Below are 20650 nucleotides of genomic sequence, written 5' to 3'. Positions count from 1 at the left end.
GCCCCGACCATGCAGTGGTTCACGGCGCCCGGCTACTGGTTCGCGCGCGAGGTGTTCCAACGCGGCCTCGCGGTCGTCTATCTGATCGCGTTCGTGGGCGCCGCGCGGCAGTTCCGGGCGCTCATCGGCGCCGACGGCATGCTGCCGGTGCCCGCGTTCCTGGCCCGCTCCTCGTTCCGGGGCTCGCCGAGCCTGTTCCATCTGCACTATTCGGACCGGTTCTTCGCCGGTGTCGCCTGGGCCGGGGCGGCGCTGGCGGCGGCCCTGGCGGCCGGGGCCGACGATCGAGTGCCGCTGTGGGCGGCGATGCTGCTGTGGTTCGCGGCGTGGGTGCTGTATCTGTCGATCGTCAACGTGGGCCAGGCCTGGTATTCGTTCGGCTGGGAATCGCTGCTGCTGGAGACGGGATTCCTGGCGGTCTTTCTCGGCAACGACCACATCGCGCCACCGATTCTCGTGCTGTGGCTGGCGCGCTGGCTGCTGTTCCGGGTGGAGTTCGGCGCGGGGTTGATCAAACTGCGCGGCGACCCCTGCTGGCGCGATCTGACCTGCCTGTACTACCACCACGAAACCCAGCCCATGCCCGGCCCGCTGAGCTGGCTGTTCCACCACCTGCCCAGACCGCTGCACCGGGTGGAGGTGGCCGCGAACCATATCGCGCAGCTGGTCGTGCCGTTCGCGCTGTTCACTCCGCAGCCGGTCGCGAGCATCGCCGCGACGGTCGTCGTGGTCACCCAGCTGTGGTTGGTCCTGTCCGGCAATTTCGCCTGGCTCAACTGGCTGACGATCCTGCTGGCCTGCACCGCGATCGACGCCCGCTCGGCCGCGACCGTCCTGCCGCTGCCCGACCGGCCCGCGTTCACGGACCCGCCGATGTGGTTCGTCGCGGTGGTCCTCGCCTTCACCGCCGCGGTGGTCGTGCTCAGCTATTGGCCGATCCGGAACCTGTTGTCCGGGCACCAGCAGATGAACGCCAGCTTCAATCGGTACCACCTGGTGAACACCTACGGCGCGTTCGGGCGGATCGAGCGCCGGCGCTGGGAACTGGTGGTGGAGGGCACCCGGGACCGGCACATCACCGAGCACACCGAATGGAAGGAATACGATTTCAAGGGCAAGCCGGGTGATCCGCACCGGTTGCCGCGCCAGTGGGCGCCCTATCATCTGCGCCTGGACTGGCTGATGTGGTTCGCCGCCATCTCCCCGATCTACGCCCGCTCCTGGCTGGGCCCGTTCCTGCGACGACTGCTGACCAACGACCCGGCCACCCTGCATCTGTTGCGGCACAATCCTTTTCCGGACATCCCGCCCGCCCACGTGCGAATCCGGCACTACCTCTACCGTTTCAGCACCCGCGAAGAACTCCGCCGCGACCATGTGTGGTGGCACCGCGACGCGGTCGGCGACTACGTCCCACCGACCGCCCTCGCCTCCCCTCGCATCCGGCACGGCTGATTCATCCGCCACCCGCCGGACCGGTCAGGTCAGAACCGGTCGCTGCTCGACGCCGACGTATTCGCTGAGCGGGCGGATCAGCGCGTTCGAGGCGCCCTGTTCGATGATGTGGGCGGCCCAGCCGGTGATCCGGCTCATGACGAAGATCGGGGTGAAGGTTTCGATGTCGAAGCCGAGCAGGTAATACGCGGGGCCGGTGGGGAAGTCGAGGTTCGGCGCGATCCCGGTGGCCTCGGACATCGTGCGTTCGAGTATGTCGTACATCCGCACCCATCGGCCGCCGTCGGTGGCGGCGGCGATATCGAGCAACGCCCGCTTCATGGTCGGCACCCGGGAATCGCCGTTCTTGTAGACCCGGTGGCCGAAGCCCATCACCTTCTGCTTGTCCGCCAGCTTCGTCCGCAGCCATGCCTCGGCTCGCTCGGGCTCGCCGATATCGAGCATGTCACGCATGACCGCCTCGTTCGCGCCACCGTGCAGCGGTCCCTTCAGCGCGCCGATGGCGGCGGTGACGGCGCTGTAGATATCCGACTGCGTGGAGGTCACCACCCGCGCCGCGAACGTGGAGGCGTTGAAACTGTGTTCCGCGTAGAGAATCAGCGACACTTCGAAGGCCCGTACCAGTTCCGGCGCCGGCACCGCCCCGAAACACATGTTCAGGAAGTTCTGCGCATATCCCAGATGCGAATGCGGGGCGATCGGGTCCAGTCCGTGCCGGCGGCGATGGTCCGCGGCCACGATGGTCGGCAGCACCGCCAGCATACGTAACGCCTTGGCGCGGTTGGCTTTCGGCGAATTGTCGTCCTCGAGCGGGTCCTCGGCGCCGAGGTAGCTGATCGCGGTGCGGACCACATCCATCGGATGGCAGGTGTCGGGCAGTTTGGTCACCAGCGACAGCAGTGACCGATCGGCTCGCCGGGCCGCCCGTTCCTGCTGGCAGAACCGTTCCAGCTGAGCATCGTTCGGCAGTTCCCCGTACCACAGCAGGTAGGCGACGTGCTCGAACGTGCAGTGCGCCGCCAGATCCTGGACGGCATAGCCCCGGTAGGTCAGCGAATTCGTTTCCGGCACCACCTTCGAAATCGCGGTGGTGTCGACGACGACGCCCGCCAGGCCCTTGTTGATCGCCGGAGTCGCGGCCATCGTCATCACTGGTTCCTTCCCAGGGTGAATGTGAAGATGTCGGAATCGAATTCGTTGTAGCGCTCGTACTGCAACAGCTCGTAGAGGCGGCTGCGAGATTGCATCCGATCCAGCAATCCCGCCTGGGTGCCGGCCTCGTAAATTTCGCGCAGCCCGGTCTCGGCCGCCCACATCGCCAGGCGCAGGGTGGACACCGGATAGATCACGGCGTTGTAGCCGATGGATTCCAGTGTCCGCGCCGGCAACAGTTCGGATTTGCCGAACTCGGTCATATTGGCCAGCAGCGGAATCGCGACCGCGGCCCGGAATTTCTCGAAATCGGCTGCGCCGCCGAGTGCTTCGGTGAAAATCAGGTCGGCCCCGGCGTCGGCGTAGGCGCGGGCGCGGTCGATCGCCGCGTCGATGCCTTCGATTCCGGCGGCGTCGGTGCGGGCGCAGATCACGAAATTCGGGTCCCGCCGCGCCGAGACGGCCGCGCGCAGGCGACGCACCATCTCGTCGGCAGGCACGACGGCCTTGCCGTCGAGGTGACCGCAGCGCTTGGGATTCACCTGATCCTCCAGGTGGCAGCCCGCGAGTCCGGCATCCTCGAGCAGTGTCACGGTGCGGGCGGCGTTCATCGGCTCGCCGAAGCCGGTGTCGGCGTCGATGAGCACCGGCAGGTCGGTCACCCGGGCGACCTGCCCGCCGCGGGCCGCGACCTCGGTCAGCGTGGTGAGCCCGATATCGGGCAGCCCCAGTTCCGCCGACACCACCGCACCCGAGACGTAGACCCCTTCGAACCCGATTTCCTGAATCAGCTTGGCCACCAACGGATTGAAGGCACCGGGGAACCGCTGGATCGTCCCCGAGGCGAGTCCGGCGCGGAAGGCGACGCGTTTGTCTGCGGCGGAGGTGGTGGCGGCGAGCAATCCGCTCATCGGAACAATCCCTTCGGCGATTTCGGGGCGCGGGCGAGCACCTCGTCGGACACCGCGAATGTCAGCTGCGCCAGTTCGCCCGGCGCGAGCGAGCCCGCCCGCTGCGCGGCGTCGAGGAAGCGGTCCTGTTCGGCCGCGTCGACCACTCCCTCGGCGAGGGTGCGGAATTTGGCGATGTACTGCTCGCGGGCGAACGGCCGCGCACCCAGCGGGTGGGCGTCGGCGACCGCGAGTTCGTCGACGATCACCTCACCGCTGGTCAGCGTCACCTCGGCGCGGGCGCCGAACGCCTTCTCGGCGGGATCGGCGGAGTGATACCGCCGGGTCCATTCGGGGTCCTCGGCGGTGGAGATCTTGTGCCACAGCGCGACCGTGTCGGGCCGGCGGGCACGCTCGGGTGCGTAGGACCGCTCGTGATGCCAGGTCCCGTCCTGCAGCGCGACCGCGAAAATGTACATGACCGAGTGGTCGAGGGTTTCCCGCGAAGCCGCGGGATCGAATTTCTGTGGATCGCCGGAGCCGGTGCCGATCACCACGTGAGTGTGGTGGCTGGTATGCAACACGATCGAGGCCACTTCCTCGAGGTCTCCGATGCGGGCGCGCATACGCCGTGCCAGATCGATCGGCGCCTGGCTTTGATATTCGGCCGAATGCTCCTTGGTGTAGGAGTCGAGGATCGCTCGCTTCGGCTCGCCCGGACCCGGCAGCGGTACCGAATACTCGGCGTCGGGGCCGGACAGCAATCGGGCGATCACCCCGTCCTCGCCCTCCCAGATGGGAGCGGGCGCACCCTCGCCGCGCATGGCCCGGTCGACGGCTTCGATGGCCATCTTTCCCGCGAAGGCCGGCGCATAGGCCTTCCAGCTGGAGATCTCCCCCTTGCGGGACTGCCGGGTCGCGGTCGTGGTGTGCAACGCCTGACCGATGGCCTGATAGATGGTTTCGGTGTCGAGGCCGAGCGCGGTACCGATGCCGGCGGCGGCCGAGGGGCCCAGGTGTGCGACGTGGTCGATCTTGTGTTCGTGCAGGCAGATCGCCCGCACCAGATCGATCTGGATCTCGTAGCCGGTGGCCAGACCGCGAACGAGATCGCGGCCGCTGCGTCCGGCATGTTGGGCGGCGGCCAGAATCGGCGGGATGTTGTCGCCCGGATGGGAGTATTCGGCGGCGAGAAATGTGTCGTGGAAATCCAGTTCGCGCACCGCGACACCGTTGGCCCAGGCCGCCCACTCCGGCGAATACGTCCCGAGCACACCGAACACCGAGGAGCCCGGTCGATACGGGTGTGCCAGGGCCTGCGCCCGGGCGTCGGCCACCGGGCGCCGGGTGATCGAGGCGGCGGCGACCGCGGCATTGTCGATGATCCGGTTGACGATCATCTCCTCGGTGTCCGGCGCCACCGCGACCGGATCCGTGGCGACCTCGGCGATCCGCCACGCGAGATGTTCCGTCCGCGGGAACACATCCGCCGAGCGGTGCGTGCGAACGAGGTGATTCTTCACAGCCGGGACCTCCCGAGTACGTCGTCGAATCGCATGATTCGGACGCTACTCAGGACGGGTACCCGTCGAAATACGTTGCAACTGCCTAGTTCTGCGTAATGGATTCGGCGAAGTTGCGAACCTTGCGGACGGTGTGGTCGTCCGCGGACCGTTTATCGATCGACGGTCAGACGGTCCAGCAGACAGCCGAGCGCGAAGCGCACCGTCTGCTCGAGGACCTCTTCCGGTTCACCGTCGAATTCGGCCCGGCACGCGGTGACCGCGGTCTCGGAGGCGGTGGCGAACCACACCGTGCCGGGCTCTTCGCCGTCACTCGGTTCGGGGCCACCGACGCCGGTGACCGCGACCGAATAGCTCGCGCCGAGCAGTTTGCGCACATTCGCCGCCAGCGCCTCCGCGGCCGGCCGCGACACCACGGGGACATCGGGCATATCCAGGACGGATCGTTTGACCTCCGGACTGTAGGCGACGACCCCGCCGCGGAACCACTGTCCCGCATCCGGTGCCGCGCCGAGGGCGGCGGCGATCTTGCCCGAGGTCAGTGACTCCGCCACCGCGATCGTCGAACCGGCCGCTGCGGCCAGTTCGGCGATCCGCTCGGCGGCACCCTCGGTCATCGCCCCGCCTCCCGGGCGGCCACGGTGTCGCTCATTCCGCTTCCCGTTCCGCGTCGTCTCCGCTTTCGCGATATGCCTGCAGCGCGGTGTCGAGTTCGCGTTGCAGCCGTTGCACTTCGGCCTCGTCTCCGGCATCGGACGCAGTGGTGATGTCCTGGCGAAGCTGGGCGATGACGTCGTGTGAAACCACGAGAACCTCCTCCGGCACGGAACGGGTGAGCGGTCGGGAAACTAGCTTCCCTGCTGGTGGGACTGCTGACGCGCCTCGTCGACCTTGGCCTCGGCCCGAGCCCGCTCGGCCTGCGCCTCCTTCTCGGCCGCCTCGCGTTGCGATTCGGCCTTGTCCTGCTGCGCGCGGCCCTCCGACTCGAGGTCGTTGTTGCCGGTGACGATGCCGGCAGCCTCTTTGGCCTTACCCTTCACATCCTCGACGACGCCCTTGATGCCCTCACGCGGGCCACTGTTGTGGTCGGACACGGAGTCCCCTTCCGTCGCAATTTCCTGACATGCAACGCCTACCCAGCGCGGCGGTGCTCAATCGGACGATTACCCGCTCACGGCGCGGGCCCGGCGCGGCCGGGCGGGGATGGTCGACCTCCATCCGCTGGTCGGCGGCGAAAAAGTCGCTCAGCCCGGGTCCGGGATCATGGCTGCCCGACTGTGACGGAGTCGACGCGCTCAGCCCGCCTTGCGCACGAAGGTCGTTTCCGAGTCCACGGCGCCGCCGCCCGAACTCGCGGGCCGCAGCTCGGGAATCGGGACACCGTGTTCGTCGACGAGCACGGAATGTTCCTCGGCCGGGCCGAACGCGTGCCGCTCACCCCACTGCCGCAAGGCGACGACGACGGTGAACAGATCCCGGCCGGCCGGAGTGAGGGTGTAGATGTGCCGCCGGCCCGACGGCCCCGGCGTGCGTTCGAGGATGCCGCGCGCGACCAGTCTGCGGAGCCGGTCGGTGAGGATGTTGCGCGCAATTCCGGTGGCCTGCTGGAAATCCCGGAATGCCCGGGCGCCGTCCATCGCGTCGCGGACGATCAGCAGACTCCACCGATCGCCGACCAGGTCGAGCGTGCGCGCGACCGGACACGCCGGATCGGTCCACGCGGTGTCGGCGAGTACCGGCTGAGTCATCACGCCCTCCTCAACGGTTGCTGATTGAAACCATTGTGACGTACCGTTCGAACAGTTGCAAAACGCTACTGATTTGGAGTCTCGGTGTTCCTACCTCTCGGGCGGCGCCTACTGTTCGCCGCGATCTGCGCGGTGTCGGTCGCGACCGTCTACTCTGCCCAGCCGATACTCACGCAGATCGGCGACGACCTGGGCGTGCCGGCCGGCGACCTGGGATGGATCGTCACCGCCGGGCAACTCGGGTACCTGGCCGGATTGGTCTTCCTCGTTCCCCTGGGTGACACGATCGACCGGCGCAAGCTCATCGCCGCACATCTGCTGCTCACCGCGGTGGGGGTCGTGATCGCCGCGACCGCGACACGCACGTGGGTGCTGCTCGCCGGACTGGCGCTGGCCGGCCTGTTCGCGGTCGTGGTGCAGACGACGGTCGCCTACGCGGCGGCCGTGTCGGCACCGCAGCAGCGCGGACGCACCCTGGGCATGGTGACCTCCGGCGTCGTCGTCGGCATTCTCGGTGCGCGCATCGTCGCCGGTGCTCTGGCCACCGGCTGGGGCTGGCGCATCGTCTACGCCGTCTGGGCCGTCCTTCTCGTCGCGCTGGCAAGCCTCGTTCTTGTGCTCCTACCGGCCGACATCCGCACCGGCCGCACCCCCTACCGGCAGGTGCTGCACACCTCGCGCACGCTGTTCGGTGACCGGCTCCTCCTCTCGCGCGGCCTGATCGCCTTCTTCCTGTTCGCCTCCTTCGGCACGCTCTGGAGCGGCCTGGCGCTCCCGCTCGCGGCCTCGCCGTGGCATCTCGACACCGCGCGGATCGGCTTGTTCGGGCTCGCGGGGCTGGCGGGCGCCCTGGGTGCGGGCCGGGCCGGACGCTGGGCCGACCGCGGTTTCGCGCACCCGATCACCGGGGCGGCACTGGTCCTGCTGGCCGTCTCATGGCTGGCCACGGCGCAAGGGTCGTGGTCGCTGTGGCTGCTCGTCGCAGGGGTGATCGTCCTCGATTTCGCCGTCCAAGCCGTGCATGTGGGCAATCAGCACCTGCTCACCGCCGCCCACCCCGACCGGACCAGCAGCATCATCGGCACCTACATGCTCTTCTATTCGGTCGGTTCGGCACTCGGCGCGGCCGCCACGACCGCCGCGTACTCCGCGGCCGGATGGACCGGGTCGAGCATTCTCGGCGCCGCCTTCGCGGTCGGCGGCGTCGCGGTGTGGGCGATCGCGGGGGCTCCCGGAGTGATCAGGAATCGAGAAGCGACCCACCCGCGATCGCCGATAACGTCTTCGACATGAACATCACCACTGCTCAGAGCACCATCGCATCGGTCGTCGTCGAGACCCCGGACCCGGCTGCCGCCGCGGCCTTCTACGAATCCGCGTTCGGTCTCGGCGACCGGCTGCGGGTCCGCAAGTCGGACGCGGAGACCACCGGCTTCCGCGGATACATCCTCTCCCTCGTGGTGTCCCAGCCGAGCACCGTCGACAGCTTCATCGGTTCCGCGGTCGCGGCAGGCGCGACGACGGTGAAGCCGGCCAAGAAGAGTTTCTGGGGCTACGGCGGCGTCGTGCAGGCCCCCGACGGCGCGGTCTGGAAGATCGCGACCTCGGCGAAGAAGGACACCGGACCGGCCGCCCGCGAGGTCGACGATTTCGTCCTGCTGCTCGGGGTCGACAGCGTCAAGGCGACCAAGCAGTTCTACGTCGAACGCGGCCTGACCGTGGCGAAGAGCTTCGGCGGCAAGTACGCCGAATTCGAGTCGCCGGCCGGGTCGGTCAAGCTCGCGCTCTACGGACGCAAGGCCGCCGCCAAGGACGCGGGCGTCCCGGCCGAGGGTTCCGGATCGCATCGGATCGCCGTCACCAGCCCGCTCGGTTCCTTCACCGATCCCGACGGATTCGTGTGGGAGGTCGAGGCCTGAACCGGGTGGAGTGGCCGAAATCAGGCTGCCCGCAACGGAACTCGGAAGGATTTACGCAGCGACGACGGGCCGATCAGGGGAAGCAGCGCGGCCAGGAGCTTCCCCTTGAAGGCCCGCGGCGTCCGGGTCAGTTCGACCTCGACGCGACTGCCCTCCGGAGCGGGTGTGGCACGGAAGACCCAGCCACCACCGGCGCCGAAGAGTTTGGAATCCCGGGTGGTGACGGTCACCGTGTCACCCGCCGGATCCCACTCGTAGCGGGCACGCTCCCAGGCGGCCTCCGTACCCTCGGTCACCTCGGCCCAGCCCTCGCCCTGTTCGTGCACGACGAAGTGCTCGGCATCGATCGTCGGCCACACCTGCGCCCGGGACGGGCCGAAATCGGTGAGGACCCGCAGCACCTCGGCGGGGGTCAGGGTGGAGACGAGCTGAAAACGGACGGTGGTCATGGGGAACTCCTCGAAACCGGTAGGGCCATCGGCCGCGGTGAGCGGCCGACGGATGTCCTCGTCCGGAGCGTGGTTCGCGCTCCGGGACACTTATCGAGCATGGCCGCCGCCGGGGTTCCGGCGAATCCGTCGGATGACGCTGCGGTGACGTAATCCGCCGCGAGACCGTCGGTTCTATCCGCGATCGGGCGTGCTCGCGCGCTCCGCCGCCAGCACCTCGACCAGCTGGTGCGCGAACTCCACCGCCTCGGTCCGGATACCGTTGTGCGCGCCGGGGAACTCGACCACCGCCGATCCGAGCCGGGCCGCGATCTCGACGGCCGGCCGATAGGGCAGGCATCCGCGGGTCTCGCGGCCGACCGCGAGCACCAGCCGGTCGGACACGAGGGCCAGCGCCGGGTAATCCGGTGTGTACGAAGTGAATTCGCGCAACTCGTGTTCGATCATGAGCGGGCCGTTGGCGGCGAGGCGAGCCCACATCTGCGCGGCACGCTCCGACAACTGCGACACCTCCGGGGCCGGCTTCATCGCGGGACCGATACCGGCCAGGAATCTCGCCCCGGCCGCTGCGAGCCCGTCGGTGTGCAGCAGGTCGTACACCTGCGCGACCATCGCGAGGTGCTCGCTCGCATCCGGCAGAACGGCGAAGCAGGGCGGTTCGTGCGCGATCAGCCGACGCACGCGGCCGGGATGTCTCGCCAGCAGGTCGAGTCCGACGATCGCGCCGTTGCTCGTGCCGAAGACGAACGCCGGCTCGTCGGTCAGATGCGCCAGCAGTCGCGCCGCGTCGTCGGCTTGCACGGCCACCTGCTGCCGTTCGGGTCCGTTGTCGAGAACACTGCGCGAATATCCGCGCGGATCGAGCGCCACGACGGTGAAGTGGCGCTGCAGGACCTCGGCCATCTCATCGAAGACGCCCGCGTCGCCGCCGCCCCCGGGAATCGACAGCAGGAGCGGCCCGTCGCCGCGCATTTCGTAGTACAGGGTGGCGCCGGGGACGGACAGAGCGTCGGATCTCATTGCGCTGCTTTCTCTTCGGTGGGGAGCGGCCACTGCGTCAGGGTGCGGTGCAGGGCGTCGAGAATGTGGTGCCAGCTGGCCTCGACTGGCCTGGAGTGGGCGAATCCGCCCGCCGCCTCCAGGGTGGCGAAACCGTGAAATGTGCTGCGCAGCAGGCGTCCCGCGTCGGTAAACGCGGGCTCACTCAATCCGTAGCCGCGTAGCAGCGCCGCGGTGAGCTCGATTCCGCGTAGCAGGGCCGGCTCTCCGGCGACCTCGTCGGGATCCATGCGGATCTGCGTTGCCGCGTACCGGCCCGGATGATCGAGGGCGTAGGAGCGGTACGCGTCGGCGAAGGCGAACAGCGCGTCGCGTCCGGACCGCCCCGCCACCGCCGCACCGATCCGCTCGTTCATCTCCGCCCCCGCCAACAATCCCACCTGCACCTGCAGGTCCCGCAGGTTGCGCACGTGGGTGTAGAGACTGGGATCCTTCACGCCGAACCGACGGGCCACCGCGGACAGCGTGATATGGGCGAATCCGACCTCGTCGGCCAGTTCCGCTGCGGCACGGGCGATTCGCTCTCGGGACAACCCGGCACGGGGTGACATCCACGACTCCTAACCTAATCCACTTAGGAATCATCCTAAGCATATTAGGTTCGGCGCGGCCAGCGATATTTCGGCCGGGAACGAGCAGCCCGACGGCGACCTCGCGAAGACCCCGGAGATGTCACCCGGCGGCGACACTCACCGGCAGCAGTTGGGGTCCAGCACCACGCACAATGCCGCCAGCGCATCGCGTTTGGCGCGGTGGACGACATTCATGCCGACACGTTCGGATTCGACCAGGCCGGCCTTGCGGAGTTGACCGAGATGATGGCTGACCGTCGATTCCGCCAACCCCACCGCCGCGGCGAGGTTCCCGCCGTTCTCGCCGGTATCCGGACTCGCCAGCAGCAGCGACATCAGTTTCACCCGCACCGGATCGGCGAGCGCTTTCAGCCGCAACGCCACCTCCAGGGCCGCGACATCGTCGACCGGCCCGGCCGCCACCGGCGCGCAGCACACCGGGGCGGACATATCGATCACGGGAAGCGCTTTGGGCATGAAGCCACCCTACCGTCGGCATTGACATATGTCGAAGAGGTGGAGCAGACTCGGAACCACCAACCTTTTCGACATATATCGGACCATGGAGGTTCTCATGTCTCGCCTGCAGCTCGCCCTCAATGTCGACGACCTCGATCGAGCGGTCGCGTTCTACTCCACACTGTTCGACACCGAACCGGCCAAGCGCGAGCCCGGCTACGCCAATTTCGCCGTCGAGCAGCCGCCACTGAAGCTGGTACTGCTGGAGAACACCGGCGCCGGCGGGACGATCAACCACCTCGGCGTCGAGGTGGAGACTTCCGAACAGGTCCACGACGAGATCGCGCGATTGTCGCAGGCCGGACTGTTCACCGCGGAGCAGATCGGCACGACCTGCTGTTTCGCCCGGCAGGACAAGGTGTGGGTCACCGGACCCCACGGTGAGAAATGGGAGGTCTACACCGTGCTCGCCGACACCGAAACCTTCGGCGACGCATCGCAATTCGCCGACGACATCACGGCCGTGCAGGCGTGCTGCGGTACCGATGCCGATGCGGCCCCCGAAGGCGCCTGCTGCAGCTGACCACCGCCGCACGGTGCGCTTGTTCATCGAGGCTTCGTTTGCCCGTTCATATCGATATCTGTCAATATCGATGGATGTCTAATCAGGAGTCGCCTTCGGCGGCCGTGGCCGCACCGGCCGGGTGTGTGACCACTCCGCGGGTGCGGCCGGTCGTGGGCGCCGAGGCGGCCCAGGACCTGGCTGCGATGTTCAAAGCCCTCGGCGACCCCGTCCGGCTACGGGTGCTGTCGGCCATCGCGGCACGCGCCGGCGGCGAAGCCTGCGTCTGCGACGTCTCCGACGGACTCGACGTCACCCAGCCGACCATCTCCCATCATCTGAAGGTGCTGCGCGAGGCCGGGCTGGTCACCGGTGAGCGCCGCGCCTCCTGGGTGTACTACCGGGTGATTCCCGAAGCGCTGCAGCGTCTTTCGGATCTACTCGCCGATCAGTCCGGGGTCGGAGTGCATACGTGACCACCACCGAAGACACCGCGGTCGCCGGCAGACTGTCCACTCTCGACCGCTTCCTGCCGGTCTGGATCGGCGTGGCCATGGCCGCGGGTCTGCTGCTCGGGCGACTCGTCCCCGGACTGGGCGACACTCTCTCGGCGGTGCAGGTCGACGGGATCTCGCTGCCCATCGCCCTCGGCCTGCTGATCATGATGTACCCGGTGCTGGCGAAGGTCCGCTACGACCGGCTCGACACCGTCACCGGCGACCGGCGTCTGCTGCTCGCCTCACTGATGCTGAACTGGGTCGCCGGGCCCGCGCTGATGTTCGCCCTCGCCTGGCTGCTGCTTCCCGATCTGCCCGAATACCGGACCGGTCTGATCATCGTCGGCCTCGCCAGATGTATTGCGATGGTGATCATCTGGAACGATCTGGCCTGCGGAGACCGCGAAGCGGCCGCCGTCCTGGTGGCATTGAATTCGATCTTCCAGGTCGTCATGTTCGCCGTACTCGGCTGGTTCTATCTCTCCGTTCTGCCCGGATGGCTCGGGCTCGAACGAACCACGATCGATACCTCACCGTGGCAGATCGCGAAATCGGTGCTGATCTTCCTCGGCATCCCGCTGGTCGCGGGCTATCTCACCCGGCAGCTGGGCGAAAGGGCCCGCGGCCGGCAATGGTACGAGGAGCGGCTGCTGCCGCGGATCGGGCCGTGGGCGCTGTACGGGTTGCTGTTCACGATCGTGATCCTGTTCGCCCTGCAGGGCAACCACATCACCGACCGCCCCTGGGATGTCGCACGCATCGCGATACCTCTGCTGGCGTACTTCGCGATCATGTGGGGTGGGGGCTACGTCTTCGGGCGGGCGGCCGGCCTCGGCTACGCACGCACCACCACCCTCGCCTTCACCGCCGCGGGCAACAACTTCGAACTCGCCATCGCGGTCGCGATCGCCACCTACGGCGCCGCCTCCGGGCAGGCCCTGGCCGGGGTCGTCGGCCCGCTGATCGAAGTCCCGGTCCTCGTGGGCCTCGTCTATGTCTCCCTCGCCCTGCGCAACCGGTTCCCCACCACTTCCGCTGTCCCCGCGCCCGCGAAAGGCTCTGCACGACAATGAAACCCAGCGTCCTGTTCGTCTGCGTGCACAACGCCGGACGATCGCAGATGGCCCAGGGCTTTCTCACCCACCTCGCCGGTGACCGCATCGACGTCCGCTCCGCCGGCACCGAACCCGCCGACCGTATCAATCCGGTAGCCGTGCAGGTCATGCGTGAAGCCGGCATCGACATCACCGCCGGCGCCCCCGCAGTCCTGACGCCCGGCGCCGTCCGCATCAGCGACGTCGTCATCACCATGGGCTGCGGCGACACCTGCCCGTACTTCCACGGCGTCGACTATCGCGACTGGCAACTGGACGACCCGGCCGGACGAGACATCGAAGCCGTGCGGCGGATCCGCGACGACATCCGTTCTCGCGTGGAAGATCTCATCGCCGAACTCCTGCCGTCGACGTCGTGAATCGGGCGGCCCCGCCGCTCATGGGGTCAGCGATTGCGTGCCCAGCACGATCGCCAGGTCGAGCCGGGCGGCGTCCTCGGTGCCGGGCTCGGCGGTGTAGACGGAAATCCGCAGATCGTCGAGGGCGACGAGCAGGGTGTCGCAGTCGAGGGTGATCAGGCCTACCGCCGGGTGATCCGAGCACGGGCTTCCGATGCGGGTCCCGGATCGCCGCCGCACCGATGTTCGTTCGAAACCGCGATCGTGGTACTGATCGCTCATACTGGGTGCCGCAGTGACTGCTCGGCTGGTGCACAACTACGGCACAGAGGGAGGTTGCTCGATGCATGCGAACATCGGAGACCAACTGGTGATACGCAGCCGCAGGGTGGGCATGATCGATCAGGCGGGCAGATCACCGAGATTCGGGGCGCCCACGGCGCACCCCGACAGGTGGTGCGGTTCGAGGATGGGCACGAGGGCCTGATCTTTCCCGGGCCGGATTGTCTGATCAGACCGAGCCGACGCCGGTGGTCTCGCGCGCGATGGGCGGCCGCGCTGTAGGGCAGGGTTCGTATGGTCACCCGCCCATGGCCTCCCGCCGAGCCGCACACGTCCGTGGCCGGAGTGTTATCCACGACCAGCGCCCATCCGCGGGTGAACAAGGCGCGCCACACCGGCGCCGCCGACATGTTCCTTCCCCATTCCACGGAGGAGTTTTCGATGTCCGAAACCGGTGAGCATCCGACGTATCCACAGCAGCGTTCGAGCGGAGGTGCGGTTGCGGCCGATGAGAAGGAACTGCGAGACCTTCGAACCGAAGTCGCGCCGACCTTCGAAATCAGCGAAGAGCAATTTCTGGCCGGGATCTTCTGGGCCAATAAACAGGCAATCTGCATGGGGCTCGGGTTTGTGCCTGTAATAGGCGGCATCCTGGGGTCAGCTGTCGGCATGCTCATGGATGCGATAAATCCTGCTGATCAAGAGGAGGCGAAAGAGAGACAGGAAGCCCTCATCCGGCTGATACGAGAGGTCACCAAGCAAGAGATCCAGGTCTTCTACAACGAATCCGCCAAGAAAATTCTGGAAGGTCTACAGGAAAGCGTCAACTACTATCGTAAATATGCCGATCAGTACGGAACAGATATCTGGGATATGCGGCGCACCAACGAGGAACTGAACGGTGCGATCCGCTATCTCAAAAGCCGCATCCCCGATCTCACGGTAGGGCAGTATCGTTTCGATGCACTTCCTTACCTCGCCATGGCGGCGAGCATGCACCTGATGCTGCTGCGTGAGAAGCTGAAGTTCGCCAAGATACTCGAAATCTCCGAAGGAGATACCGAAGTAACTAAGAGTGAACTCAAAGAGGGCATCAAGAAATACGTCGACTATGTTCGAAAAACCTATGACGAGGGCCAGAAGCGCCCCATGCCGCACTGGAGCTGCAACGTCGGCTACGCGCGCATCATGTACCTGAGCGCCTACGAATTCACCCTCCTCTGGCCATACATGGAGGACCCCGAGTGGAAGCCCACCGACATACCCCGGGAAATCGAGCTCCACTTCGGCCCGTTCGGCTACGACCAAAGTCCGGATTTCCGCCGATGGATAGACTCGAACTGGCCAGGCCCCAAAAAGCCGCAAACCAGCGAATCGCTATGGTCGTTGGAAATCGGTGCAGAGTTCGGAACCAAAACAGTTAGCTCATGGGAATCATTCCGGACGGTTGAGTATGCGCTGATCAACCAATGTTCCTACAACGAAAACAACACTTCGGGAACGAGCAGAAGAGTCAATCGCCGGACCCCCGCACGGCCGCCGTGGCGGAAGCGTGAATCGTTCTTCCCCGATCCATACCCCAACCCTGCCTATATCACAGACCTCACACTCTACTGTTCGAAACCTCAATCCCGGGGACCCTACGACACTCGCTTTCGACGTGTGGATATCAAAGATTGGTCAGGCAGTAAAGATTCTATCGGCATCCGTGAAGATTCCGATAGCAAACTTGAATGCAGCATTCCTGGTTTCGCCCTTTCTCAGTTGCGGATTCTGAGTCAGAATTCCCTCGGGCAGGCGAACTGCATGATGGCCAGTTTCAAACCGGACTCATGGAATGATACTTTCAATTCCTTCAATGTCCGGCCGAAGTTGGTGTCCGGGCAGGTGTACCACGTCATCGACGCCGACGGCGGCGGCTTTCTGGATGTGGATCACTACACGCTGACCGGTAGTCCACGGCCGATGGTGCGTGAGGGCGCGGGCTCCCGTAGTCGTGACTGGGTCGTCTACGCGACCGAGGACGGCGGGTGGGTCCTGGTCAACGCCTACAGTGGGCAGCGGCTGCAACACGGCCCCGATGGCCTGCGCCTCGTCGACGCGGACGAGCCCGCGACCGGCGACAACGTGTGGGACTTGCACCCGAACCCGGCCTCGGACACCGGCAACGGCACCGATACCGACGGCACCTGGATGATCTGCTGCCGCAGCCAAGATCGCTACCACTACGCCACGGTGGCCGACGACACCCTGGTCGAGGGCCAGTCCGATCGAGTCCGGGCGACCCGGTGGGTACTCGCGCCCGCGCCGGTCCTCGGCGACGCGCTCGCCGATCAACTGCCGTCGCTGTGGACGGACCCGTCCCCACTCGGATACTCCGCCACCACAGAATTCATCTTGCACAACCCCACCGCTGGGGAAGTAATCCCGGGCCCGTGGACCCTGCGGTTGATGCTGCCCGCCGAAACCGGTGACGGGCTCATTCTCGACAGCGCCGACGGACTCGAACTCACTCACACCCGCACCGACCGCGGCACCCAAGCCACGATCACCGCCGCCACACCCCCGGCCCCCGGTGAGACGATCACGTTCACCCTCACATCCACCAGCGGACGCATCGCACCCACCGACATCACCCTCGACAATCACCTCCTACTCACCAACGACGACCTCACCACCAACCCAACCACGCTCTAGACCACCGGCCCGACACCCAAACCCCGTCGACAGAAACACCCTCAGCGAGATCCAGTGCCCGCCGAGTTCCTTCACGGGCACTGGATCTCGGACTCGGCGATCGTGCTCGCAGCTCCGAAAGTGACCGACGTGCCAGCTCCTCCGCTGCCCCAGCACGGCTGTCAGGCTGTGGACGAGAACCGGGCGGGGGCCCGGCCCGCGACCCGATCGGCTCGAAGACGCCACAGGCTCGTTGCCGCGGGACGGAAGGGATTTCCCGCGCGCCGTCGGAAAGATGATCACGCGCGCCGAATGCGGGAGGAACGCAGACGCGGGAGCCGCGAACGCTGGTAACCCATCTCGGTTGCCGGTACCAGTCCGGGCGCACGCCCCCACGTGGCATCGACCTGCACTCCAGCGAATACGAGATCGCTGTCCGCTCGCACCGTACTGAATGGTGGAAAACCGGTGGTGGCGATGGGTTCGTGGCGGATTCGCGCGGGCGCGGCGCGGGGTCCCTGCCGCGCTCGGCGCGGTGGGTAGGTTGGCGATCATGCGTACCGACGAGGATTCCTGGGATATCAACACCGGTGTCGGATCCACGGCCTTGTTCGTCGCGGCAGCTCGCGCACTGGGCGGACGTGCGGGCGACGCCCCGGCTCGGGACCCGCTCGCCGAGCTGTTCGTCTCGGCCGCCGGCGGCGAATGGGCGGATCTGCTGGCCGGACGTCAACCCGAACACCCTTTGCTGACAACGGATTTCGGCATACCGTTTCAGCAGCACCAACTGTTCCGGACCCGGTATTTCGACGACTGTCTGGATGCCGCCGTGGCATCGGGAATCCGGCAGGTGGTGGTGCTCGCGGCGGGGCTGGACGCGCGGGCCTATCGGCTGCCGTCGCTGGCGGGCTGCACCGTCTACGAACTGGATCGGCCGCAGGTCCTCGACTACAAGCGCGAGACCCTCGCGCGGGCGGGGCGGGAACCGATCGCGGATCGCCGGGAGGTGGCGGTCGATCTGCGGGGCGACTGGCCGAAAGCCTTGCGCGACAGCGGCTTCGATTCCGATCAGCCGACCGCGTGGCTGATCGAGGGGCTGCTGATCTACCTGACACCCACCGCCCAGGACCAGCTGTTCGACACCGTCCATTCGCTCAGCGCACCCGGCAGCCGAGCCGCCGTCGAACAGATGGATCCCCTGCCCGCCGAGGCCGCCGAAGCCCTGGCAGCCGACGGAGAATCCGGCTCGGAGTGGGTGAAGCTGATCTACAACGAGCCGCGCAGCGACACCACCACCTGGTTCACCGACCGCGGATGGACCGGCGAACGCATCTACCTTCCCGACTACATCCGCAGCCTCGGTTACACACCCGAAGGCCCCGAGGGCCGCCAGCAGTCGCTGATCAGTCTGGTGACCGTCACCCGTCCGTGACGCGCGTGTGCGATACGAACAGGACTTGGTTAGGCGATCTTGCCGTCCTTCACGTCGGCCTGGAACTGTGCGAGTGTCGGCACCGGGTCGCTGCCGGAGAACCCACCGATCGCCTGCGCCGGGCCGACCGTGGGCCCACCACCGGAGTGCGCGGTCGCGACGGTCGCGGACGAGTAGGCCGCACTGCCCGCCAGGCCACCGGTCAGCCCGGCCTAGCCAGCCCGTGCAGCTCCACAGCTACCTGTGAGCGAGCAGTGAGGTTGTGATGAACGCCTAGCGGGCCTGCTTCTCCCCCGCACCTACGGTAGCCCGGCGCCGGGGCCGCTCACCCGGCACGAGCAGCGCCAGGATGGCGACCACCACCGCGCCGCCGAACAGATACAGCCCCCAGGTACCGGTGAGCAGATGCTGATAGTCGTCGCGCAACTGGCTGTCGAACCGCTGATTCAATCGCCAGGCCGGCACCACGAGCGCCGCGATGCCGGCCAGCACCGCGAGCCATCCCAGGATCCGTGAGCCGAACAGCCCGGCCAGCAGCATCACCAGGGCGACGAGCAGCAACACCACCGTGTAGGACGCGCGCAGCTGCGGCGACTGGGCCTGCACCCCGTCCAGCGGAATTCCGGTCGCGAAGCCGTCGCGGATGTCGACGAGCCGGATGTGGCGGGCCTGCACGACCCCGACGAACGGCCCGAACGCTCCGACCGCCATCACGACCCCACAGGCGAACAGCACCAGATGGACGACAGCGCGCATATGTCCACGGTATTCCGGCCGGCGCCGCAATGCACCGACCCGGCGGAATCCTCGTCGTGTCGCGACCGGACACGCCGAGGGTTCAGGCGCCGGTGGTCGATCCTGGGCGCACCACCATCAGCACCGCGACGGTCGCCCACAGCAGGTTGAAGATGCCGGCCGACATGGCCAGGCGCGCGGCCGTGGCCTCGACGCGGCCGGGGGCGAGGGATGTGAGGGCGGCGCGCTGGTCGGGCAGGATCATCGTGGCCAGGATCGCCGCGGCCGCGGCGGTGAGGGCGATCGATGTGATCAACCATCCGGTCCCGAGTACGCCCAGCGCGGCGCCGGTGGCCAGCCCGAAGATCGGGACCGCGAGGCCCACGACGGCATACACTCGGCAAATACGGTGCAGGACATGCAGATTCGCGCTCGATTCGGTCGTTTCCGCGGCCCGGCGCAGGGCCGGGGGAAACATGCTGGCGGCGACGGCAACCGGTCCGATCGCGATCACCGCGGCCAGAACATGCAGCGACAGCAGCACTTTCGTCACCGGACGCGCTCCGCTCCGCCACGGCGCACGCCGGTGACCTTCGACGCGGGCAGGCGGCCGGCCTTGGCGGTGCCGGTGAGAGCGTCACCCGCCACGGTGACCGCGAAGGCGAGATTCAATCGCATCGGTGACGTGACGGCCTGATTCCAGGTGAGCCGATCACCGTCGAGCACGATGTCGCGAAGCGAAACCCGTTCGCCCGCACCGCTTGCCGTGCCGACGAGAGTACCGTCCTCGCGATGGAGCTCGAGTTCGACGGCAATCCTGCCGATCGGGGTGGAGATGGACAGATCCCACATGCCTGCGGCGGACATGACGAAGTTACTCCTCTGATGTGTCGTGGATCGAGCAGGTCGGGTCAGACGGTGGCGGGCGCGGGTCCCTGGCGGCGCCAGACGGTGCCGCGGCGTTCGTGCGCGAACAGCCGCTCGACCGCATGGGCGATGCGTGGCCCGACCTCGCGTTCGAGCAGATACAGACCGAGGTCGAGACCGGAGGTGACGCCCGCGCCGGTGACGAGATCGCCGTCGTCGACCACACGCGCGTCCACGGCCTGCACGCCTGTGGCATCGAGCAGATCCAGTCCCAGGTGATGAGTGGTCGCCGGGCGCCCCTCCAGCAATCCCGCCATGGCGAGAATCAGCGACCCACCGCAGACGCCGGCCACCGTGATCCGCGGGTTGTCCATCGCCGCGCGGAGCAGGCCGGGCAGGCCGGTGGTCAGCGTGCGGCCGAGGAGAACCGGGATGAATTCGTCGCGGCGCCACTCGCCGGCGGACCCGGCATCCTGGTCCGGCACCTCCCCCGGCTCGCCGATACGGCCCGAGGCGCCGGGGATCAGCACCACACCGGGTCGCGCCGGATCGAGTGCCGCGGTGGCGCGCAACTCCAGCCCGCCGGTGCCGCTCACCACAACTCGCGGCCCTTCCGCCGAGACCAGTTCGACGCTCACGGCTCCCTCGGATGCGGTTCCGCCGGCATAGAGCACCTCGTACGGGGCGATGACGTCGAGCGGATCGAACCCGTCGAACAGGACGATCTGAGCATGCATGGGAATCCCTTCGCATCCACCCGGCCGGCCCGGGCACGGCCCGACGGTATGCGGGCACTCCCGCAGATCCCAGTGGCATTTTCGACATGTTTCGACGGGAAAATGACATAGCTCAGAGAAGTGGCTGTGACCTGGAGGAACAGATCACTATCCGGCGCGCAATGGCGGATGTCACAACTGGCG

General features: G+C 67.1%; 25 protein-coding genes and 1 pseudogene. 9 read left to right on the top strand and 17 right to left on the bottom strand.

Annotated features, from left to right (window positions below; genetic code table 11):
* Positions 1-9: 9 nt before the first annotated feature.
* Positions 10-1455: a lipase maturation factor family protein gene (locus tag NK1_RS19865; protein ID WP_063010688.1), complete on the top strand. Its 1446-nt coding sequence runs from the start codon at positions 10-12 to the stop codon at positions 1453-1455.
* Between the two features lie 24 nt (positions 1456-1479).
* On the opposite strand, the gene NK1_RS19860 is transcribed toward NK1_RS19865, so the two are convergent.
* The 7 genes from NK1_RS19860 to NK1_RS19835 form a co-directional block, all read right to left on the bottom strand.
* Positions 1480-2604 (bottom strand): bifunctional 2-methylcitrate synthase/citrate synthase, encoded by a 1125-nt coding sequence (locus tag NK1_RS19860; RefSeq protein WP_063010686.1) that lies wholly within the window; start codon positions 2602-2604, stop codon positions 1480-1482.
* A complete protein-coding gene (gene prpB, locus NK1_RS19855; RefSeq protein ID WP_063010684.1) occupies positions 2604-3518 on the bottom strand; it encodes a methylisocitrate lyase in 915 nt (304 codons plus the stop codon). The genes NK1_RS19860 and prpB overlap by 1 nt, the downstream gene beginning before the upstream one ends.
* Entirely contained in the window at positions 3515-5020 is a 1506-nt protein-coding gene (gene prpD / locus NK1_RS19850; RefSeq protein ID WP_063010682.1) for a 2-methylcitrate dehydratase PrpD, read from the bottom strand. The genes prpB and prpD overlap by 4 nt, the downstream gene beginning before the upstream one ends.
* A gap of 152 nt (positions 5021-5172) precedes the next feature.
* Positions 5173-5637, bottom strand: coding sequence for a CinA family protein (locus NK1_RS19845; protein WP_063010680.1), 465 nt, complete (start codon positions 5635-5637; stop codon positions 5173-5175).
* Positions 5638-5668: 31 nt separating this feature from the next.
* Positions 5669-5827 (bottom strand): hypothetical protein, encoded by a 159-nt coding sequence (locus tag NK1_RS34630; RefSeq protein WP_157104356.1) that lies wholly within the window; start codon positions 5825-5827, stop codon positions 5669-5671.
* Positions 5828-5868: 41 nt separating this feature from the next.
* Positions 5869-6114, bottom strand: coding sequence for a microaggregate-binding protein 1 (mbp1, locus tag NK1_RS19840; RefSeq protein WP_036510789.1), 246 nt, complete (start codon positions 6112-6114; stop codon positions 5869-5871).
* 201 nt (positions 6115-6315) lie between these two features.
* Positions 6316-6768: a winged helix-turn-helix transcriptional regulator gene (locus NK1_RS19835; protein ID WP_063010678.1), complete on the bottom strand. Its 453-nt coding sequence runs from the start codon at positions 6766-6768 to the stop codon at positions 6316-6318.
* A gap of 84 nt (positions 6769-6852) precedes the next feature.
* Between NK1_RS19835 and NK1_RS19830 the strand changes: the two genes are divergently transcribed.
* Positions 6853-8061: an MFS transporter gene (locus tag NK1_RS19830; protein WP_084461241.1), complete on the top strand. Its 1209-nt coding sequence runs from the start codon at positions 6853-6855 to the stop codon at positions 8059-8061.
* Complete coding sequence (locus tag NK1_RS19825; protein WP_063010676.1) at positions 8058-8687, top strand: VOC family protein; 630 nt, start codon at positions 8058-8060, stop codon at positions 8685-8687. The genes NK1_RS19830 and NK1_RS19825 overlap by 4 nt, the downstream gene beginning before the upstream one ends.
* A 20-nt stretch (positions 8688-8707) precedes the next feature.
* Here the strand turns inward: NK1_RS19825 and NK1_RS19820 are convergent, their stop codons facing one another.
* The 4 genes from NK1_RS19820 to NK1_RS19805 form a co-directional block, all read right to left on the bottom strand.
* Positions 8708-9136 (bottom strand): SRPBCC family protein, encoded by a 429-nt coding sequence (locus NK1_RS19820; RefSeq protein ID WP_063010833.1) that lies wholly within the window; start codon positions 9134-9136, stop codon positions 8708-8710.
* Between the two features lie 174 nt (positions 9137-9310).
* Positions 9311-10156: an alpha/beta hydrolase gene (locus NK1_RS19815; protein ID WP_063010674.1), complete on the bottom strand. Its 846-nt coding sequence runs from the start codon at positions 10154-10156 to the stop codon at positions 9311-9313.
* A complete protein-coding gene (locus NK1_RS19810) occupies positions 10153-10746 on the bottom strand; it encodes a TetR/AcrR family transcriptional regulator (RefSeq protein ID WP_063010672.1) in 594 nt (197 codons plus the stop codon). The genes NK1_RS19815 and NK1_RS19810 overlap by 4 nt, the downstream gene beginning before the upstream one ends.
* 138 nt (positions 10747-10884) lie before the next feature.
* Entirely contained in the window at positions 10885-11244 is a 360-nt protein-coding gene (locus tag NK1_RS19805) for an Rv2640c family ArsR-like transcriptional regulator (protein WP_063010670.1), read from the bottom strand.
* A 97-nt stretch (positions 11245-11341) separates the two neighbouring features.
* Here NK1_RS19805 and NK1_RS19800 point away from each other — a divergent pair, with 97 nt between their 5' ends.
* The 3 genes and pseudogenes from NK1_RS19800 to arsB all read left to right on the top strand — a co-directional run bounded on the left by NK1_RS19800 (position 11342) and on the right by arsB (position 13759).
* Complete coding sequence (locus tag NK1_RS19800) at positions 11342-11809, top strand: ArsI/CadI family heavy metal resistance metalloenzyme (protein ID WP_063010831.1); 468 nt, start codon at positions 11342-11344, stop codon at positions 11807-11809.
* Between the two features lie 74 nt (positions 11810-11883).
* Positions 11884-12264 (top strand): ArsR/SmtB family transcription factor, encoded by a 381-nt coding sequence (locus tag NK1_RS19795; RefSeq protein WP_063010668.1) that lies wholly within the window; start codon positions 11884-11886, stop codon positions 12262-12264.
* Positions 12261-13759: pseudogene (arsB, locus tag NK1_RS19790) on the top strand (ACR3 family arsenite efflux transporter). Before NK1_RS19795 ends, arsB begins: the two are co-directional and overlap by 4 nt.
* Before the next feature lie 18 nt (positions 13760-13777).
* Here arsB and NK1_RS19780 read toward each other — a convergent pair.
* A complete protein-coding gene (locus NK1_RS19780) occupies positions 13778-14020 on the bottom strand; it encodes an MmyB family transcriptional regulator (RefSeq protein WP_063010662.1) in 243 nt (80 codons plus the stop codon).
* Here NK1_RS19780 and NK1_RS33870 point away from each other — a divergent pair.
* From NK1_RS33870 to NK1_RS19770, 3 genes are all read left to right on the top strand, one after another.
* The gene (locus NK1_RS33870) at positions 13931-14302 is read left to right on the top strand and encodes a DUF1918 domain-containing protein (RefSeq protein ID WP_369689824.1); all 372 of its coding nucleotides are present in this window, start codon (positions 13931-13933) and stop codon (positions 14300-14302) included. The genes NK1_RS19780 and NK1_RS33870 overlap by 90 nt on opposite strands.
* A gap of 93 nt (positions 14303-14395) precedes the next feature.
* The gene (locus tag NK1_RS19775) at positions 14396-16717 is read left to right on the top strand and encodes an insecticidal delta-endotoxin domain-containing protein (RefSeq protein WP_063010660.1); all 2322 of its coding nucleotides are present in this window, start codon (positions 14396-14398) and stop codon (positions 16715-16717) included.
* Positions 16718-17249: 532 nt separating this feature from the next.
* Positions 17250-18128, top strand: coding sequence for an SAM-dependent methyltransferase (locus NK1_RS19770; RefSeq protein ID WP_063010829.1), 879 nt, complete (start codon positions 17250-17252; stop codon positions 18126-18128).
* A gap of 29 nt (positions 18129-18157) precedes the next feature.
* On the opposite strand, the gene NK1_RS36330 is transcribed toward NK1_RS19770, so the two are convergent.
* The 5 genes from NK1_RS36330 to NK1_RS19750 all read right to left on the bottom strand — a co-directional run bounded on the left by NK1_RS36330 (position 18158) and on the right by NK1_RS19750 (position 20467).
* A complete protein-coding gene (locus NK1_RS36330) occupies positions 18158-18322 on the bottom strand; it encodes a mannosyltransferase YkcB-related protein (RefSeq protein WP_439955952.1) in 165 nt (54 codons plus the stop codon).
* Positions 18323-18401: 79 nt separating this feature from the next.
* On the bottom strand, positions 18402-18884 hold the full coding sequence (locus NK1_RS19765) for a hypothetical protein (RefSeq protein WP_063010658.1): 483 nt from the start codon (positions 18882-18884) through the stop codon (positions 18402-18404).
* An 82-nt stretch (positions 18885-18966) separates the two neighbouring features.
* Positions 18967-19416 carry a hypothetical protein gene (locus NK1_RS19760; RefSeq protein ID WP_063010656.1) on the bottom strand — a complete coding sequence of 150 codons (450 nt, stop codon included), beginning with the start codon at positions 19414-19416 and terminating at the stop codon, positions 18967-18969.
* On the bottom strand, positions 19413-19730 hold the full coding sequence (locus NK1_RS19755) for a hypothetical protein (RefSeq protein WP_063010654.1): 318 nt from the start codon (positions 19728-19730) through the stop codon (positions 19413-19415). The genes NK1_RS19760 and NK1_RS19755 overlap by 4 nt, the downstream gene beginning before the upstream one ends.
* Positions 19731-19774: 44 nt before the next feature.
* Positions 19775-20467 carry a DJ-1/PfpI family protein gene (locus NK1_RS19750; protein ID WP_063010652.1) on the bottom strand — a complete coding sequence of 231 codons (693 nt, stop codon included), beginning with the start codon at positions 20465-20467 and terminating at the stop codon, positions 19775-19777.
* Between the last annotated feature and the right edge of the window lie 183 nt (positions 20468-20650).

The sequence above is a fragment of the Nocardia kruczakiae NBRC 101016 genome (assembly GCF_001612965.1).
Lineage (GTDB): Bacteria > Actinomycetota > Actinomycetes > Mycobacteriales > Mycobacteriaceae > Nocardia > Nocardia kruczakiae.
Note: the sequence above shows the minus strand (reverse complement) of the source record. Positions and strands in the feature narration are given on the sequence as shown.

What these genes read in the sequence shown, in the direction of transcription:
- NK1_RS19815 (WP_063010674.1), bottom strand. Translation starts at nt 10,156, where the DNA reads ATGAGATCCGACGCTCTGTCCGTCCCCGGCGCCACCCTGTACTACGAA.
- NK1_RS19865 (WP_063010688.1), top strand. Translation starts at nt 10, where the DNA reads ATGCAGTGGTTCACGGCGCCCGGCTACTGGTTCGCGCGCGAGGTGTTC.
- NK1_RS19805 (WP_063010670.1), bottom strand. Translation starts at nt 11,244, where the DNA reads ATGCCCAAAGCGCTTCCCGTGATCGATATGTCCGCCCCGGTGTGCTGC.
- prpB (WP_063010684.1), bottom strand. Translation starts at nt 3,518, where the DNA reads ATGAGCGGATTGCTCGCCGCCACCACCTCCGCCGCAGACAAACGCGTC.
- NK1_RS19800 (WP_063010831.1), top strand. Translation starts at nt 11,342, where the DNA reads ATGTCTCGCCTGCAGCTCGCCCTCAATGTCGACGACCTCGATCGAGCG.
- NK1_RS19810 (WP_063010672.1), bottom strand. Translation starts at nt 10,746, where the DNA reads ATGTCACCCCGTGCCGGGTTGTCCCGAGAGCGAATCGCCCGTGCCGCA.
- NK1_RS19780 (WP_063010662.1), bottom strand. Translation starts at nt 14,020, where the DNA reads ATGAGCGATCAGTACCACGATCGCGGTTTCGAACGAACATCGGTGCGG.
- NK1_RS19770 (WP_063010829.1), top strand. Translation starts at nt 17,250, where the DNA reads ATGCGTACCGACGAGGATTCCTGGGATATCAACACCGGTGTCGGATCC.
- NK1_RS19825 (WP_063010676.1), top strand. Translation starts at nt 8,058, where the DNA reads ATGAACATCACCACTGCTCAGAGCACCATCGCATCGGTCGTCGTCGAG.
- NK1_RS19750 (WP_063010652.1), bottom strand. Translation starts at nt 20,467, where the DNA reads ATGCATGCTCAGATCGTCCTGTTCGACGGGTTCGATCCGCTCGACGTC.
- NK1_RS19860 (WP_063010686.1), bottom strand. Translation starts at nt 2,604, where the DNA reads ATGACGATGGCCGCGACTCCGGCGATCAACAAGGGCCTGGCGGGCGTC.
- NK1_RS19795 (WP_063010668.1), top strand. Translation starts at nt 11,884, where the DNA reads ATGTCTAATCAGGAGTCGCCTTCGGCGGCCGTGGCCGCACCGGCCGGG.
- NK1_RS19765 (WP_063010658.1), bottom strand. Translation starts at nt 18,884, where the DNA reads ATGCGCGCTGTCGTCCATCTGGTGCTGTTCGCCTGTGGGGTCGTGATG.
- NK1_RS19820 (WP_063010833.1), bottom strand. Translation starts at nt 9,136, where the DNA reads ATGACCACCGTCCGTTTTCAGCTCGTCTCCACCCTGACCCCCGCCGAG.
- NK1_RS19845 (WP_063010680.1), bottom strand. Translation starts at nt 5,637, where the DNA reads ATGACCGAGGGTGCCGCCGAGCGGATCGCCGAACTGGCCGCAGCGGCC.
- NK1_RS19835 (WP_063010678.1), bottom strand. Translation starts at nt 6,768, where the DNA reads ATGACTCAGCCGGTACTCGCCGACACCGCGTGGACCGATCCGGCGTGT.
- NK1_RS19755 (WP_063010654.1), bottom strand. Translation starts at nt 19,730, where the DNA reads ATGTCCGCCGCAGGCATGTGGGATCTGTCCATCTCCACCCCGATCGGC.